At 64.4% G+C, this 14,093-nt stretch carries 16 protein-coding genes; 8 read left to right on the top strand and 8 right to left on the bottom strand.

Features of this window, described 5'->3' with window-relative positions; genetic code table 11:
• Position 1: 1 nt before the first annotated feature.
• Complete coding sequence (locus J7347_RS12115) at positions 2–1,213, bottom strand: phospholipase D-like domain-containing protein (protein ID WP_209162327.1); 1,212 nt, start codon at positions 1,211–1,213, stop codon at positions 2–4.
• 108 nt (positions 1,214–1,321) lie between these two features.
• On the opposite strand from J7347_RS12115, the gene rpoZ reads away from it, so the two are divergent.
• Positions 1,322–1,666, top strand: coding sequence for a DNA-directed RNA polymerase subunit omega (gene rpoZ, locus J7347_RS12110; RefSeq protein ID WP_067679108.1), 345 nt, complete (start codon positions 1,322–1,324; stop codon positions 1,664–1,666).
• 75 nt (positions 1,667–1,741) lie between these two features.
• Here rpoZ and J7347_RS12105 read toward each other — a convergent pair whose 3' ends face one another.
• Positions 1,742–1,975: a DUF3072 domain-containing protein gene (locus tag J7347_RS12105; protein ID WP_209162326.1), complete on the bottom strand. Its 234-nt coding sequence runs from the start codon at positions 1,973–1,975 to the stop codon at positions 1,742–1,744.
• A 95-nt stretch (positions 1,976–2,070) separates the two neighbouring features.
• On the opposite strand from J7347_RS12105, the gene J7347_RS12100 reads away from it, so the two are divergent.
• On the top strand, positions 2,071–3,162 hold the full coding sequence (locus J7347_RS12100; RefSeq protein ID WP_209162325.1) for a DUF3667 domain-containing protein: 1,092 nt from the start codon (positions 2,071–2,073) through the stop codon (positions 3,160–3,162).
• Positions 3,163–3,172: 10 nt separating this feature from the next.
• Here the strand turns inward: J7347_RS12100 and J7347_RS12095 are convergent, their stop codons facing one another.
• The 5 genes from J7347_RS12095 to J7347_RS12075 all read right to left on the bottom strand — a co-directional run bounded on the left by J7347_RS12095 (position 3,173) and on the right by J7347_RS12075 (position 8,250).
• On the bottom strand, positions 3,173–3,556 hold the full coding sequence (locus J7347_RS12095) for a hypothetical protein (protein WP_209162324.1): 384 nt from the start codon (positions 3,554–3,556) through the stop codon (positions 3,173–3,175).
• Between the two features lie 82 nt (positions 3,557–3,638).
• Positions 3,639–5,603 carry an ATP-dependent zinc metalloprotease FtsH gene (ftsH, locus tag J7347_RS12090; protein ID WP_209162323.1) on the bottom strand — a complete coding sequence of 655 codons (1,965 nt, stop codon included), beginning with the start codon at positions 5,601–5,603 and terminating at the stop codon, positions 3,639–3,641.
• A 94-nt stretch (positions 5,604–5,697) separates the two neighbouring features.
• Entirely contained in the window at positions 5,698–6,366 is a 669-nt protein-coding gene (locus J7347_RS12085) for an exopolysaccharide biosynthesis protein (protein WP_348521623.1), read from the bottom strand.
• Between the two features lie 10 nt (positions 6,367–6,376).
• Complete coding sequence (locus J7347_RS12080) at positions 6,377–6,832, bottom strand: MaoC family dehydratase (RefSeq protein WP_209162322.1); 456 nt, start codon at positions 6,830–6,832, stop codon at positions 6,377–6,379.
• Entirely contained in the window at positions 6,832–8,250 is a 1,419-nt protein-coding gene (locus tag J7347_RS12075; RefSeq protein ID WP_209162321.1) for an aldehyde dehydrogenase family protein, read from the bottom strand. Before J7347_RS12075 ends, J7347_RS12080 begins: the two co-directional genes overlap by 1 nt.
• 117 nt (positions 8,251–8,367) lie before the next feature.
• Here J7347_RS12075 and J7347_RS12070 point away from each other — a divergent pair, with 117 nt between their 5' ends.
• Together J7347_RS12070 and J7347_RS12065 are read left to right on the top strand one after the other, a co-directional pair.
• Entirely contained in the window at positions 8,368–9,012 is a 645-nt protein-coding gene (locus J7347_RS12070; protein WP_209162320.1) for a flavin reductase family protein, read from the top strand.
• Positions 9,013–9,078: 66 nt separating this feature from the next.
• A complete protein-coding gene (locus J7347_RS12065; protein WP_209162319.1) occupies positions 9,079–9,861 on the top strand; it encodes an enoyl-CoA hydratase-related protein in 783 nt (260 codons plus the stop codon).
• Positions 9,862–9,895: 34 nt separating this feature from the next.
• Here the strand turns inward: J7347_RS12065 and J7347_RS12060 are convergent, their stop codons facing one another.
• Positions 9,896–11,320, bottom strand: a complete 1,425-nt coding sequence (locus J7347_RS12060) for an aldehyde dehydrogenase family protein (RefSeq protein ID WP_209162318.1) — start codon at positions 11,318–11,320, stop codon at positions 9,896–9,898.
• Positions 11,321–11,493: 173 nt separating this feature from the next.
• On the opposite strand from J7347_RS12060, the gene J7347_RS12055 reads away from it, so the two are divergent.
• The 4 genes from J7347_RS12055 to J7347_RS12040 all read left to right on the top strand — a co-directional run bounded on the left by J7347_RS12055 (position 11,494) and on the right by J7347_RS12040 (position 14,092).
• Entirely contained in the window at positions 11,494–12,444 is a 951-nt protein-coding gene (locus J7347_RS12055; RefSeq protein WP_209162317.1) for a calcium/sodium antiporter, read from the top strand.
• Positions 12,441–12,884 carry a YeeE/YedE thiosulfate transporter family protein gene (locus J7347_RS12050; protein ID WP_209162316.1) on the top strand — a complete coding sequence of 148 codons (444 nt, stop codon included), beginning with the start codon at positions 12,441–12,443 and terminating at the stop codon, positions 12,882–12,884. Before J7347_RS12055 ends, J7347_RS12050 begins: the two co-directional genes overlap by 4 nt.
• 2 nt (positions 12,885–12,886) lie before the next feature.
• On the top strand, positions 12,887–13,294 hold the full coding sequence (locus J7347_RS12045; protein WP_082851283.1) for a DUF6691 family protein: 408 nt from the start codon (positions 12,887–12,889) through the stop codon (positions 13,292–13,294).
• A gap of 72 nt (positions 13,295–13,366) precedes the next feature.
• Complete coding sequence (locus tag J7347_RS12040) at positions 13,367–14,092, top strand: EcsC family protein (RefSeq protein WP_209162315.1); 726 nt, start codon at positions 13,367–13,369, stop codon at positions 14,090–14,092.
• Position 14,093 lies beyond the last annotated feature (1 nt).

Genomic DNA, 14,093 nt, shown 5'->3' with positions numbered 1-14,093 from the left:
CTCACAGCCCCAGATTGAGCCCGCGCGAGACGTTGTAATCCATCACCGTCACCAGGAACCAGCTGACGTTCCAGCGGATGCGGTTCCACAAGGTGGCCTCGCGCTTGTGTTCGGCGGGGGTGATGCGGTTCGATCCGTCCTCATGCGCGTCGATGAATTCGCGCATCCGGTCCGCCAGCCCCTTGTCCTCGATCCGCAGCATCAGTTCCAGATTGATATAGAGGCTGCGCATGTCGAAATTCGCGCTGCCGACATAGACCGCATCGTCCAGCACCACGATCTTCATATGCAGCTTGCAGGGTGCAAATTCGAAGATCCGCGTCCGTTTCTTCAGCAGGAAGTCGTAAAGCGAGCGCGTAGCGCCGATCGTGGCGCCATTGTCGCTTTTCGCCGCCATGATCAGCCGCGACTCGCCCTTCTGCGCGATCCGTCCGATCCGGCGCAGGAGCTTCATCGGCGGGGAGAAATAGGCCATCACCATGTCGAGGCGGCTTCCGCGTTCCAGATCGCGCTGGACGCATCGGGCCCAGCTGGAAAGGTGCCGGCTCGGCCCGCCAATCAACAGCCTGACCGCGCCCTCGCCCCCGTCCCACCGCTTTACGGTGCGCACGATCGAGCGGAACTGGGCGCTCGAATCGGCGATCCAGGTGTCGAGTTCGTCCAGCCAGGCATCGAGCAGGTCCACCGCCGAGCCGTCGACGATCAGGCCGAGATCGTGCCAGCCATCCTGATCGGGCGGCGCGAAATAGCCTTTTTCGACATTGAAGCCCCCGATCATCGCTCGCTTCCTGTCGGCGATGGCCAGCTTCTGGTGGTTGCGGATCAGATAACGGCGGCTCCATTTCGCCTGGAACCGTTCGAACCGGCCGCCCGCTTCGATCAGCGGCGCGAAGAAATCGTCTTCGACCTTGTCCGACCCGAATCCGTCGATGGCGAGCGACACGTCGACGCCGCGCTGCGCCGCACGGACAAGGGCATCGCGCACTCTCTCACCGCACGCATCGTTCCCGTACATGTAGTAAAAGGCGCGAAAGCTGGTCTGCGCGCCGTCGATCAGTTCGACCAGCGCGTTGAGTCGGTCCTTGCCGGCGGGATAGAAGCTGAGCGACTGGCCCTGCGCCTCGACCGAGAAAGGTTCGGGATCGCGCCATTCGGTCGGCGCTGCCTCCCGATCATGTTCGTCGCGATCCGATCTGGAAAGTGGTTGCGCCATCGGGTAGCCTTAGGGCAAGCCTGTGCCCGGGCGCAATTCCTTGACTCCGGGGCGGTAAGGCCTTAATTCGCCCGCTTCCCTGGAATTCCTGACTTTCTGGAGTGCTGCATGGCGCGCGTCACCGTCGAAGATTGCGTAGACAAGGTTCCCAACCGATTCGATCTGGTGCTGCTCGCTGCCCAGCGTGCGCGCGAGATCTCGGGCGGTGCCGAAATGACGATCGAGCGTGATCGCGACAAGAACCCGGTTGTTGCGCTTCGCGAAATCGCGGAACAGACCGTCAAGCCGAAGGATCTGATGGAAGCTTCCATCGTCAACCTGCAGAAGATCCTGCCGGACGACGAGGACGATGCGGATGAAGTCGGCTCGCTCAGCCAGTCGGCGGAAGCGCTGCGGATCACCGCCTCGGCGCCCACCCGTTCGACCTCGATCGGCGCCGATTACGAAGGCTGATCGCTTCCGAACACGACAGGAAAAAGGCCGCCCCTCACCGGGCGGCCTTTTTCGTTCGGGCGCTGTCGGTTCAGCCTATTGGCCGCGACCGGTCTGGCCCTGCAATTCGTCGATCATCTTCGATGCATCGGCCTTGGTCAGCTCGGTGTCGTAGCGCTCGGGACAGCCAGCCTCCTCGCACAGCGTCTTGAGGTAGCTCGCCTGGGCGCCGGTCATGCGCTCGTCGCCCGTGGTCCAGTTGTCGGGATCCTTTTCCGCATTGGAGACCGGGTCGGACTTGGGGCGCTCGTTGGGTTGGGTGGCAGTCATGCTTGTGCTCCTTTCCCGATCAACGCCGATGTTCCATCAATGTTCCACCTCGACGCGCAGGGCCATGCCACGGTAGGGAGACGGCGGAGGGTATTATGAGCGATTTCGGCGAAAGCATCGGCACGGCCGTGGAAGGCGGATTGTTCGCGCGGGCGGTGAGTGCGGGAAGCAGAGCGAATGCCGCGAGCGGCCAGCCGCTCGATCGCGGGCATTTCGCGGAAAGCATCTGTCTCAATTGCCATACGCCGCTGCAAGGTCCGCACTGCCACCAATGCGGCCAGCAGGCGCATCTGCACCGCACGCTGGGCGCTTTCCTGCACGATCTTCTCCACGGGGCTCTGCATTTCGAGGGCAAGACCTGGGCCACGCTGCCCATGCTGGCGGTAAAGCCCGGCGAGTTGACGCGCCGCTATATCGAGGGCGAGCGCGAGCGCTTCGTCTCGCCGATGGCGCTGTTCCTGTTCACGATTTTTCTGATGTTCGCGATATTTCAGGCGATCGGGCTCACCACGCCGACCGATATCGATACCGGCGCGCCGATGCGCGCAACCTTCGAATCCGCCGAGCAGTCGCTCGAAACCGAGAGCGCGGAAGCCCGCGCCGAGCTGGCCGCCCTTGCTCCGGAAGCGCCCGAGCGCGCCGCTGCCGAGGCCCGCGTAGCCGAACTGCGCACCCGGCTCGATGAATTGCAGCGCGGCGAGGCCGCGCTGGTCGAGAATGCGGGCGACAGCGCAAGCTTCACGAGCCCCGCGACGGGCATCGGCTTCATCGACAAGGGGGTGGAGAAATGGCGCGAGAACCCGGGCCTGATGCTCTATAAATTGCAGGCCAACGGCTACAAATTCAGCTGGCTGCTGATCCCGATCTCGGTTCCCTTCGTGTGGCTGCTGTTCGCGTGGAAACGCCACTTCCGGGCCTATGATCACGCCATCTTCGTGACCTATTCGATCGCGTTCATGTCGCTGTTTTTCATCGCGCTTTCGCTGATGATCAAGGCGGGTGCGCCCGAATGGCTATACGGCACGCTGCTGTTTCTCGTGCCGCCGATCCATATCTACAAACAGCTGCGCGGCGCTTACTCGCTCTCGCGGTTTTCAGCCTTTTGGCGGCTTCTGGTGCTGCTGTTCTTCGTCAATGTGATCGCCGTCGTGTTCTTCAACCTGTTACTGATCCTCGGCGCGTTCTGACGGCGTTTCATCAACCGCAGGGAAAATCACGCACCAGCGCCGCGCGCCAGGCCTGCGTCAGAGTCGATCGCTTGCGCTGGGCTTCGGGAACGCGCCCGAGCATGCCGATGACGAGTTTGGGAGTCATGCCCTTCTTGCGCTGGGCTTCGCTGACGCAATAGATCGGCTCGCCGCGCTTGGTCGCCGCTTCGTTTTCCGCACGGACGCGTTCGCCCGCATCCTTCATCGCGGCCATGGCCGGGCGAGCGCGCTTGTCGAACATCGCCTTCATGCCCTTCGCTTCCAGATCCCTCGCATCGAGATAGAAGCTTTGCGCGTTGATGTCGGCGGGTGCGGCCCAAGCCGCCGTGGAAGCGAGCGCAAGCGCGCCCACCGACAAGAGAAATGCGTGCATGAAAAGCCCCGTTCGATCGATCCGAACGGGGCTCTTTCTCGATTTTCGATGAACGCCGCTTGAAGCGCTCTTTTACGGAAGGTCAGGCGCCTGCGGGCGAACCCTCGCCCGAACCGCCGAACTTGCGGCCCGCTTTGGGCACGGTCGATCCGCCCACCGGCTTGACCGCGATCGGCCCCTTGGGCTGGTCCGGCCGGTCGAGCTTGCCGTCCTTCAGAAGCTGGTCGATCTCGGTGCCGGTCAGCGTCTCGTATTCGAGCATGGCCTGAGCGAGCAGATGGAGCTTGTCCTCCTGATCGGTCAGAATGTCGGTCGCCCGCTTGAGGCCTTCTTCGACCAACCGCTTGATCTCTTCATCGATCAGCTTGTTGGTCTCGGACCCCGACATGGTGCGCGCTGTCTGGCCCATGCCGAGATAGCCTTCCTGGCTCTGCTCGTACTGAAGCGGGCCCAGTTTGTCGGACATGCCCCATTTGGTGACCATGTTGCGGGCAAGGTCGGTGGCGTACTGGATATCGCCCGATGCACCGCTCGACACCTTGTCGTGGCCGAAGATGATTTCTTCCGCCACGCGCCCGCCCATGGCGACTGCGAGGTTCGCGTGCATTTTGTCGCGATGATACGAGTAATTGTCCCGCTCCGGCAGGCGCATCACCATACCCAGCGCGCGGCCGCGCGGAATGATCGTCGCCTTGTGGATGGGATCGGATGCCGGCTCGTTCAGCGAGACGAGCGCGTGGCCCGCCTCGTGATAGGCGGTCATCTTCTTCTCGTCCTCGGTCATGACCATGCTGCGGCGTTCCGCACCCATCATGACCTTGTCCTTGGCGTCTTCGAATTCCTGCATGGCGACCAGCCGCTTGTTGCGGCGCGCGGCCAGCAGGGCGGCTTCGTTGCACAGATTGGCGAGGTCCGCGCCCGAGAAGCCCGGCGTTCCCCGCGCAATGGTGCGCGGATTGACGTCGGGCGCCAGCGGCAGCTTCTTCATGTGCACGGCAAGGATCTTCTCACGGCCCTCGATATCGGGCACCGGCACCACGACCTGGCGGTCGAAACGGCCCGGACGCAGCAGCGCGGGGTCGAGCACATCCGGGCGGTTCGTCGCCGCGATGATGATGATGCCTTCGTTTGCTTCGAAACCGTCCATCTCGACGAGGAGCTGGTTCAGCGTCTGCTCGCGCTCGTCGTTCGAATTGCCGAGGCCGTGGCCGCGCGAACGGCCGACCGCGTCGATTTCGTCGATGAAGAGGATGCAGGGCGCGTTCTTCTTGGCCTGTTCGAACATGTCGCGCACGCGGCTCGCGCCGACACCGACGAACATTTCAACGAAGTCCGAACCCGAAATGGTGAAGAAGGGCACGCCCGCTTCGCCTGCAATGGCGCGCGCGAGCAGCGTCTTACCCGTACCGGGCGATCCGACCAGCAGCGCACCCTTGGGGATCTGGCCGCCCAGCTTGGAGAAGCGCGATGGATCCTTCAGGAATTCGACGATTTCTTCCAGTTCCTCGCGCGCCTCGTCGATGCCCGCTACATCGTCGAAGGTGACCTTGCCCTGACGCTCGGTCAGAAGCTTTGCCTTCGACTTGCCGAAGCCCATCGCGCCGCTGGCGCCGCCGCCCTTCTGGACCTGGCGCAGCGCGAAAAAGGCGATGCCGAGAATGAGGATGAAGGGCAGCGAGTTGATGAGGATGTAGGTGAGAACACCCATCTCCTCTTTCGCCGTGCCCGAATAGGATACGCCGTTTTCGTCGAGCAGCGTCGTCAGCGAGGTATCGTTCGCGACGGGGATCGTGCTGAAGGCATCGCCATTGGTCAGCGTGCCGGAAATCCGGTCTTCCGCGATCTGGACGTCGCGCACGCTGCCTTCGGCAACGCGGTCGCGGAAATCGGAATAGCCGATCGCCTCGCCCGCAGGCTGGCCGCTATTGCCGAACACCGACACCACCACCAGCAAGGCCAGGAAGACGCCGCCCCACACCATCAGGCTTTTCACCCAGGGGTTGGGGCCGTTGCCTTGGGGATCTTGCGGCTGATTCTGATCGCTCATTTCAGGACGGTTCCTTTCATCGGTCCTAATGTAGGCGCGAAGGGATGAATGGCAAGTTGCCGCGCGCGAAGGCAGCAGCAGTGCGGCGCAGCCTTCAGAAGGGGAGAAAACTGCCCGTCTTATCGGATCCGAGATAGAGATAGACGCCGGTTGCCGCCGCGAGCCCTGCGAAGAGCAGCGCGCTCAGCAGCAGGGCCCCATCGCGCACCGTCAGGCCGAGCCCGATCATGATGATGGCGAGCATGGGCAAAGTGCTGGCGAAGGGCAGGAGCTCCAGCGGGGGAACGGTGCAGCACAGCGCGATCACGACGACGCCCGCAAAGCGCAACCAGATGCCCACGGTCAGCTTTTCCAACCGGTCCTGGCTGTGTTCGTCGAGCCACTGGCCGAGACCGCGCAGCTTCTCGACCGCCTTGTGCAGCTTGCCGCTTTCGACCGCGCGCCGTTGAACGAATTCGGGCATCCAGATATGTTCGCGCCCGATCACCAATTGCGCCGCGATCACAGCGATGAACAGCGCCAGCGCGGTGGGCACGCCGGGTATTCCGCCGAGCGGGCTGATCTCGATCAAAGCGGGAATCATCATGAACGGGCCGAAGCTGCGCCGCCCGAAATCGTCGAGTACGTCGCGCACGCAGACCTGATCGCCCTTGTCGGCAAGCTCGTCGAGTTCGTCGAGGACGTCGCCTACGCTGGTGGGTTCATGGTCCAGTCTGCTTCTCCTCCTGCGCCCGTCAACGAGCGAGGAGGAGAAGGGGTCCACGGACAAAAGGTTATGCCTGCTCGGCCTTTTTCAAAAGGGCCGAACGTTCGCAGCGACACACGACTTCGCCGCGCTGGTTGATCGCCTCGTGCAGGAAAGTGATGATCCCGGTTTCGGGGCGCGATTTGCTGGGCCGCAAACCGATCACCTCGCTCGTGGCATGGAGCGTGTCGCCGATGAAGACCGGCTTGGGCATGACCAGCTTGTCGTAGCCCAGATTGGCCACCAGCGTCCCCAGCGTGGTGTCGCCCACGCTCAGGCCCACCATCAGCGCGAAGGTGTAGGTGCCGTTGACGAGGATCTGTCCGAACTCGCTGCCCTTCGCCGCTTCCGCATCGAGGTGGAGCGGCTGGGGATTGTGAGTCATGGTGGTGAAGAACAGATTGTCCGTCTCCGTGACCGTGCGGCGGATCTCGTGCTCGATCCGGTCGCCGAGTTCCCATTCGTCGAAATGACGGCCCGCCATCAGCTATGACCCATCACGGCTTTGACTTCGAGGAAGTCGTGGAAGCCGAATTCGCCCCATTCGCGGCCATTGCCCGATTTCTTGTAGCCGCCGAACGCCGCATTCATGTCGTAGCCGCCATTGATCGCCACCCGCCCTGCGCGGATGCGCTTGGCAAGGCTGCGGGCGGTTTCGATATCCTCGCCCGTGATCGCGCTGGCGAGGCCGTATTCGGTGTCGTTGGCGATGCGGATGGCGTCGTCGTAATCCTCGTAGCCCAGGATGGTCAGCACGGGTCCGAAGATTTCCTCGCGCGCAATCGTCATGTCGTTGGTGACGTCGGCAAAGACGGTGGGCTTGACGTAATGGCCGGTTTCGAGGCCCTCGGGCTTGCCCGGCCCGCCCGCGACCAGCGTCGCGCCTTCCTCGATACCCTTTTCAATCAGGCCCTGAATCTTGTCCCATTGCTGACGGCTCACCACCGGGCCGATCGCGGCATTGCCCTTGGGATCGCCGGGGATCACGCCCTCGGCGGCTTCCTTGGCGGCGGCCTTGGCTTCTTCCATCCGCGCGTGCGGCACCAGCATGCGGCTCGGCGCGGTGCAGGTCTGGCCCGAATTGCCCATCATCGCGGTGGTTCCGCGCATAACCGACTTGGTGAAGGCGCTGTCGTCGAGCACGATATTGGGGCTCTTGCCGCCCAGTTCCTGCGCGACGCGCTTGACCGTGTCGGCAGCGTTCTTGGCGATGAGGACACCGGCGCGCGTCGATCCGGTGAAGCTGACCATGTCGATATCGGGATGGCCGCTGATCGCCTCGCCCACGCCCGGCCCGTCACCATTGACGAGGTTGAAGACGCCCGCCGGAACGCCCGCCGCATCCAAGATCTCGGCAAAGATATAGGCGTTGAAGGGCGCGATCTCGCTGGGCTTCAAGATCATCGTGTTGCCCGTCGCCAGCGCGGGGAAGACCTTGCAGGCGATCTGGTTCAGCGGCCAGTTCCAGGGCGTGATCATGCCCACGACGCCGATCGGCTCCCAGACATGGAGAGTCGGCCCGTCCTGGCGTTCGAATTCGAAGCGTTCGAGGATCTCGATCGCAGTCGCACAGTGCCCGGCGAGCAGGCCGACATGCGGCCCGTTGGCGAGGGACATCGGCGCGCCCATCTCGTCGCTGACGGCGGTCGCGAGTTCTTCCTTGCGGTTCTCGATCTCAGCCTGGATGGCGCGCAGCAGCGTCAGGCGTTCCTCGCGGCTGGTCTGGCTGAAGCTTTCGAAAGCGCGGCGCGCGGCTTTCACCGCCTTGTCGACATCGGCCTTGGTGCCGAAGCTGACATGGCCGATCGTCTCTTCGGTGGCCGGGTTCTCGACCGGGCGGGTATCCTCGCCGACAGGGTCGACCCACTGGCCGTCGATGTAGAATTTGGTGCAGTCGCGCATGGTCTATCTCCTCTTGCGAGGGACAGGTAGCGATGCGGGACCGGCGCTGCAATGAGGGCGCCCCTCATGCGCAAGCGGGCTTGCCAATCGGCCCGCAAATCCCCACCGGGTGGCGCGATGCAGCCCGCCGAGCCATCCGATCCCGCAACCCTGCGCCGCGCCTTTCGCGATGCGCTGGGCTCGTTCGCGACCGGCGTGACGATCGCGACCACGCTGGCTGAGGACGACGCGCCGGTGGGCGTTACGGCGAGCAGCTTCAATTCGGTCAGCCTCGACCCGCCGCTGGTGCTGTGGTCGCTGGCCAAATCCGCCCAATCGCGCGAGGCGTTCACGAAGAGCGGTCACTTCGCAATCCACGTCCTCGCCGCCAGCCAGCAGGACCTGTCGGATCGCTTCGCCCGCTCCGGCGCGGACAAGTTCGCGGGGCTCGATTGGGAGGCGGGCGAGCTGGGATCGCCGCTCTTCGCCGATTTCGCCGCCCGCTTCGAATGCCGGACCCGGCACGAATACGAAGGCGGCGATCATGTCATTCTGGTGGGCGAAGTCGTCGCTTTCGAAGCGCATGACGTCCCGCCGCTGCTGTTTCATGCCGGGGCCTATGCGCGCCGCCGCTTCCAGGCGCGCGATGCGGCGCAGGATATTTTGAATGAGATCATCGCGGTCGAACACGCGCTGGAAAAGGTCGCGCGTGGCGATCTGCCGTCCGGGCGCGTGGAGGAAATGCGCGCGCTGATGCGGCGGATCGTCGATCTTTCGAACTGATCCCTTGCGTGGCCGGGCCGCGACGATAGGTTGCGGCCTGAAACCGTTCGAGCGGGAGAGAACAGGATGAGCTTCGAATTGATTACGACGGCGCGCGAAGGCGACGTGCTGACGATCACCTTGAACCGGCCCGATCGGCTCAACGCCTGCCCGCCCGACATGGCGGACGAGATCTTCGCCGCGATCCGCGATTTAGACGGCGCGCGCGCCGTGTTGATCACCGGGGCAGGCCGAGCCTTCTGTTCGGGCGCGGATCTCGCCGCGCGGGGCGAACGATCGTTGGGCGGCGGCGAAGGCGCTTTCACCGCGCTAGGCCGCCATTACAATCCGATGGTCATGGCGCTCGCAAGCCTGCCCGTGCCCGTGGTCGCGGCCGTCAACGGCCCGGCGGCGGGTATCGGCTGCTCGATCGCGCTGGCGACCGATTTCGTGATTGCCGGATCGAGCGCCTATTTCCTCCAGGCCTTCGTCAACATCGGCCTCGTGCCCGATGGCGGGGCGAGCTGGATGCTGCCGCGCCTCGTCGGCAAGGCGCAGGCCACGCGGATGATGATGCTGGGCGAAAAGATCCCCGCCGAAGAGGCCGAGCGGATCGGCCTCATCTACAAGACCGTCGCCGACGATGCGCTAATGGACGAGGCGAAGGCGCTGGCAGCGAAGCTTGCGGGCGGGCCGACCGTGGCGCTCGGCGAGATGAAGACAGCGATCCGCCGCGGTCTCGAAGCCGATTTCGCCACCACGCTCCAATACGAAGCCGAAGCGCAACGCGTGGCGGGCAATTCCAAGGATGCGATGGAAGGCGGCATGGCCTTCCTCCAGAAGCGCAAGCCGGAGTTCAAGGGGGCGTAGGCTGCGCCCTTGAACTCCGCGACGAGCGTTCCGCTCAGACCACCGCGTCCCGCTTGACCGTGATGACCTGCGGATAGGTGAATTCCTTCAACCCATCGATCCCGTATTCCGCGCCGAAGCCCGACTGCTTGTGCCCGCCGAAGGGCGCGAAGGGCGACAGGTGCATGAATTCGTTGATCCACACCGTGCCGGTTTCGAGCTGTTCGGCGATTTCGACCGCAGCGTCAGTGTCCTTCGACCAGATCGCGCCCGCCAGACCGTATTCCGACGCATTTGCGCGCGCGATCGCTTCATCGACGCTTGAAAATTTCATCAGCGGCATGACCGGGCCGAACTGTTCCTCGGCGACGATGCGCGCGTCCTCCGGCGGATTGTCGAGGATGGTGATCGGCACGTAATAGCCGGTACCCGAAGGATCGGTATCCCCGCCCGTCAGGAAATTGTAGCCATTGTCCTTGGCATCCTGAATCAATTCGCAGACCCGCTCGAACTGCTTCCTGTTCTGGATCGGCCCGACCCCGGTGCCCTGCTGCGATCCATCGCCGACGGTCACGCCCTTCGCATAGTCCGCAATGGCCTTCGACAAATCGTCGTAGATGTCTTCGTGGATGTAAATCCGCTTGGCCGCAATGCAGACCTGGCCGGCATTGGAAAAGCTCGACCAGAACAGCTGTTCTGCCACCTTCTCGACATCGGCATCGGGGAGGACGATCGAGGCGTCGTTGCCGCCCAGCTCCAGCGTGATGCGCTTGAGGTCGCGCGCCGCGCCTTCCATGATCTTCTTCCCCGTCGCGGTCGATCCGGTGAAGGTGATCTTGTCGATGCCGGGATGTTCGGTGATGAGCGGGCCGAGACTGTCTTCGCCGGTGATGATGTTGACCGCGCCCTTGGGCACCACATCCTTGATCAGTTCGGCGATGCGCAGCGTCGTCAGCGGCGTGAAGGGCGAAGGTTTGAGCACGATGGTGCACCCCGCCACCAGAGCGGGCACGATCTTCTGGATCGCCATCATAATCGGGAAATTCCACGGCACGATCCCGCCGACCACGCCCACGGGCACGCGGCGAGTGCGCGACAGGCGCGTATCGTCATCCTGATTGACGACATCGTCCAGCGTCAGGCCCGACTGCGCCTTGGCAAGTCCTGCCGCGCCGTAAATCTCCTGCTGCGCCTGTGCATGCGGCTTGCCCTGCTCGCTGGTGAGCAGGCGGAACAATTCGTCCGCATTGTCCCTGATCGCCGCCGCAATGCCGAGAACGACTTTCTGGCGTTCTTCCGGCGTCGTCTTGCGCCAGCTCTTGAACGCAGCGCGCGCCGCATCGACCGCGCGGTCGAGCTCATCCTTTCCGCAGGCGGGAACCTTGGCGATGACCTCTTCCGTCGCCGGGTTGAGCACGTCGATCGTCGCTTCGCTCGTCACCATCTCGCCGTCGATCAGATTGGCGTAGGTCTTGGTCATATCTCTCTCCTGTCGGGTCGTTCTTTTCGCAAGATTAGGGCATTCGAGGCTTGGATGCCAGCGCGTGTCCGCAGTCTGGCGCAGCGCGCATCGAGAGGCTAGGAGCGACGAACGCGGCCGGAACAGCGGTTCGGACGCGGCACCCGGTTCAATCGTTCTCATAGGCTTGCACCATGGCATTCGCCCTCTTCCTCGTTGTGATCGGCCTTGCCGCTCTGGTGTTCGGCGGCGAGCTGCTGGTGCGCGGTTCGGTCCTGCTGGCGGTCAAGGCGCGGCTGTCCTCGCTCGCGATCGGCGTGGTCGTGGTCGGCTTCGGTACGTCGATGCCCGAACTGGCGACCAGCGTGGAAGCGGTGCTGGCGGATTCGCCGCAACTCGCCTGGGGCAATATCGTGGGCTCCAACATCGCCAACACGCTGATGATCCTCGGCGGCGCGGCGCTGGTCTCGCCCTTCGTATTGGACGGCAAGGGCGCGCTGCGCGATCCGCTGGTGGGCGCGGTGGCGGCCCTGCTGCTTCTGGGCGCGACCCTGTTCGCCTGGGCCGGGACATTGCTCGGCGCCGCGATGCTGGTGGCGCTGGCGATCTATCTCGTCGTGGCGCTGAAATCGGAACGCACCGCACCCGTCGATCCCGAATTCGATCCCGAAAGCGCCGACCTGACCCCGACGGGCTGGACCAAACCGTCCCTGCTGACGATCGCCGGTCTCGCCATCCTGATCGCCGGCGGCCAGGCGCTGGTCAGCGGTTCGATCGACCTGGCGCGCCTTTTCGGCCTCAGCGAAACGGTGATCGGATTGACCGTGGTCGCGATCGGGACGTCGCTGCCCGAACTGGTCGCTTCGGTTCTGGCCGCGCGCAAGGGAGAGAGCGAGCTGGCTTTCGGCAATGTCGCGGGCTCCAACCTCTACAACATCCTGTTCATCGGCGGCGCGACCATGGTCCTCGCGCCGGAACCGATCACGCGCGAAATGCTGCCGCTCGATCTGGGCGTGATGACCGGAGCCGCGCTGCTCCTGCTCGTGCTCGCCTGGGCGGCTAAGCGGGTGACCCGGTGGATGGGCGCGTTGATGGTGCTATCCTATGCGGCCTATCTCGCAACGCTGGTGGTGCTTGCCTCATGACCTTGCCCGGATTTCCTGATGCCGCCCCGCTCGACGGGTTTCTCGGCGGCCTGATGATCGGCCTCGCCGCAGCGATCATGCTGCTCGGCCTTGGGCGCATCGCGGGCGTGTCGGGCCTTGCGAGCCGGGCGATGCTGATCGAACGCGGCGGCGCGCCCTGGCCTGTCGCGATCCTGTTCGTGGCTGGGCTGGTGCTCGGCGCGATCCTGTTCGGCGCGGTGGAACCGATCGAGGCGGTGTTCCCGCCGCATTGGGGCTGGCTTGTCGCGGGTGGATTGTTCGTGGGGTACGGCACGCGGCTGGGATCGGGCTGCACCAGCGGGCATGGCGTGTGCGGGATGAGCCGATTGAGCCCGCGATCGCTGGTCGCGACGGGAGTGTTCATGGCGAGCGGGATCGCGACCGTCGCGCTGGTGAATGCACTGGGATATGGCTGGTGATGATGCGGGCGTTTCTGGCGCTCGTTTCGGGAGCGATCTTCGGCGCAGGGTTGGCATTGTCAGGCATGATGAATCCGGCGCGGGTGCGCGGCTTTCTCGACCTGTTCGGGGATTGGGACCCGACGCTTGCCTTCGTCATGGGCGGCGCGATGCTGGTCATGGCCGTCGCCTGGATAGTCCAGCGGCGGATGGCCGCACCAGCGGCTGGATCCGACTTTCACTTGCCCGGCACGGCCCTCGTCGATGCCCGCCTGATCGGAGGCGCGGTGCTGTTCGGGATCGGCTGGGGTCTGGCGGGCCTGTGCCCCGGCCCTGCGATCGCTTCGCTCGGCACCGCCCTCGCCCCCGCTGCGATCTTCGTGGCCGCGATGCTGGCGGGGATGGGGCTGTTCAAGCTGACCGATCGCTGAGTCGCTCGGGCGCAAGTCCCTGACCTCGAACAGTTTCGGGGAACGCGATGGGCCGCCATCCATTCGATTGCCATGGATATAGAACGCGAACAACGCCGCTTCCGCACCGCCAAGCCTTCACGCCTCGGGCGCGGGATCGAGCGGCTGACCCACCCCTTCGGCAAGGCGATCGCCAGCGTCATTCCCAAACGCGCGGTCGAGGCCGTGCTGCAAGGGTTGGACCGCGCGGTCGGTATGCCGCAGCTCGTCCGCTTCAATCACGACCCGAGCGATCTCACCGCCGCCCATGAAGCCGCCAAGAGCGTCGCGCGCACTGCCCGCACCATCAGCGCCAGCACCGGCGCGGCGGCGGGCCTCGGCGGCGCGCTGTCGATGAGCGCGGATATCCCCGCCACCATCGGCATCGCCTTGCGCACGATCCGCGATACCGGCCGCGCTTACGGATATGACGGCGAAGGTCCGGCGGAAAAGCTGTTCCGCCTCCAGATCCTCGAACTCGCGGCATTGGACGATCCCGAAGAGCGGACCACCAGCATCGCCGATCTCGAAGCGGCGATCGGGCCGGACGGCAACCTCGTCGATGCCGAACACGAACAGATCGTGCCGATGGTCGACCAGGCGGTGGAACGCATCTCGCGCGCCATCGCCTTCGCCAGCTTCCGCAGCCGGGCGGGCATGATCGTGCCCTTGGTCGGATCGGTGGTCGGCGGGATCGTCAATTCCTCGTTCCAGAACGATGTCGGCAAGGCCGCGCGCTTCGCGTTCCAGGCCCGTCGCCTGAAAACGGAAACGGTCTGAC

The organism is Erythrobacter sp. A6_0, assembly GCF_017744235.1.
Taxonomy (GTDB): domain Bacteria; phylum Pseudomonadota; class Alphaproteobacteria; order Sphingomonadales; family Sphingomonadaceae; genus Qipengyuania.
Note: the sequence above shows the minus strand (reverse complement) of the source record. Positions and strands in the feature narration are given on the sequence as shown.

Excerpts from the sequence above, each read along its gene's own strand:
- J7347_RS12080 (WP_209162322.1), bottom strand. The coding sequence starts at position 6,832 with ATGGCGGGCCGTCATTTCGACGAATGGGAACTCGGCGACCGGATCGAG.
- rpoZ (WP_067679108.1), top strand. The coding sequence starts at position 1,322 with ATGGCGCGCGTCACCGTCGAAGATTGCGTAGACAAGGTTCCCAACCGA.
- J7347_RS12070 (WP_209162320.1), top strand. The coding sequence starts at position 8,368 with ATGCAGCCCGCCGAGCCATCCGATCCCGCAACCCTGCGCCGCGCCTTT.
- J7347_RS12045 (WP_082851283.1), top strand. The coding sequence starts at position 12,887 with ATGCGGGCGTTTCTGGCGCTCGTTTCGGGAGCGATCTTCGGCGCAGGG.
- J7347_RS12115 (WP_209162327.1), bottom strand. The coding sequence starts at position 1,213 with ATGGCGCAACCACTTTCCAGATCGGATCGCGACGAACATGATCGGGAG.
- J7347_RS12075 (WP_209162321.1), bottom strand. The coding sequence starts at position 8,250 with ATGCGCGACTGCACCAAATTCTACATCGACGGCCAGTGGGTCGACCCT.
- ftsH (WP_209162323.1), bottom strand. The coding sequence starts at position 5,603 with ATGAGCGATCAGAATCAGCCGCAAGATCCCCAAGGCAACGGCCCCAAC.
- J7347_RS12095 (WP_209162324.1), bottom strand. The coding sequence starts at position 3,556 with ATGCACGCATTTCTCTTGTCGGTGGGCGCGCTTGCGCTCGCTTCCACG.
- J7347_RS12105 (WP_209162326.1), bottom strand. The coding sequence starts at position 1,975 with ATGACTGCCACCCAACCCAACGAGCGCCCCAAGTCCGACCCGGTCTCC.
- J7347_RS12040 (WP_209162315.1), top strand. The coding sequence starts at position 13,367 with ATGGATATAGAACGCGAACAACGCCGCTTCCGCACCGCCAAGCCTTCA.
- J7347_RS12100 (WP_209162325.1), top strand. The coding sequence starts at position 2,071 with ATGAGCGATTTCGGCGAAAGCATCGGCACGGCCGTGGAAGGCGGATTG.
- J7347_RS12060 (WP_209162318.1), bottom strand. The coding sequence starts at position 11,320 with ATGACCAAGACCTACGCCAATCTGATCGACGGCGAGATGGTGACGAGC.
- J7347_RS12050 (WP_209162316.1), top strand. The coding sequence starts at position 12,441 with ATGACCTTGCCCGGATTTCCTGATGCCGCCCCGCTCGACGGGTTTCTC.
- J7347_RS12065 (WP_209162319.1), top strand. The coding sequence starts at position 9,079 with ATGAGCTTCGAATTGATTACGACGGCGCGCGAAGGCGACGTGCTGACG.
- J7347_RS12055 (WP_209162317.1), top strand. The coding sequence starts at position 11,494 with ATGGCATTCGCCCTCTTCCTCGTTGTGATCGGCCTTGCCGCTCTGGTG.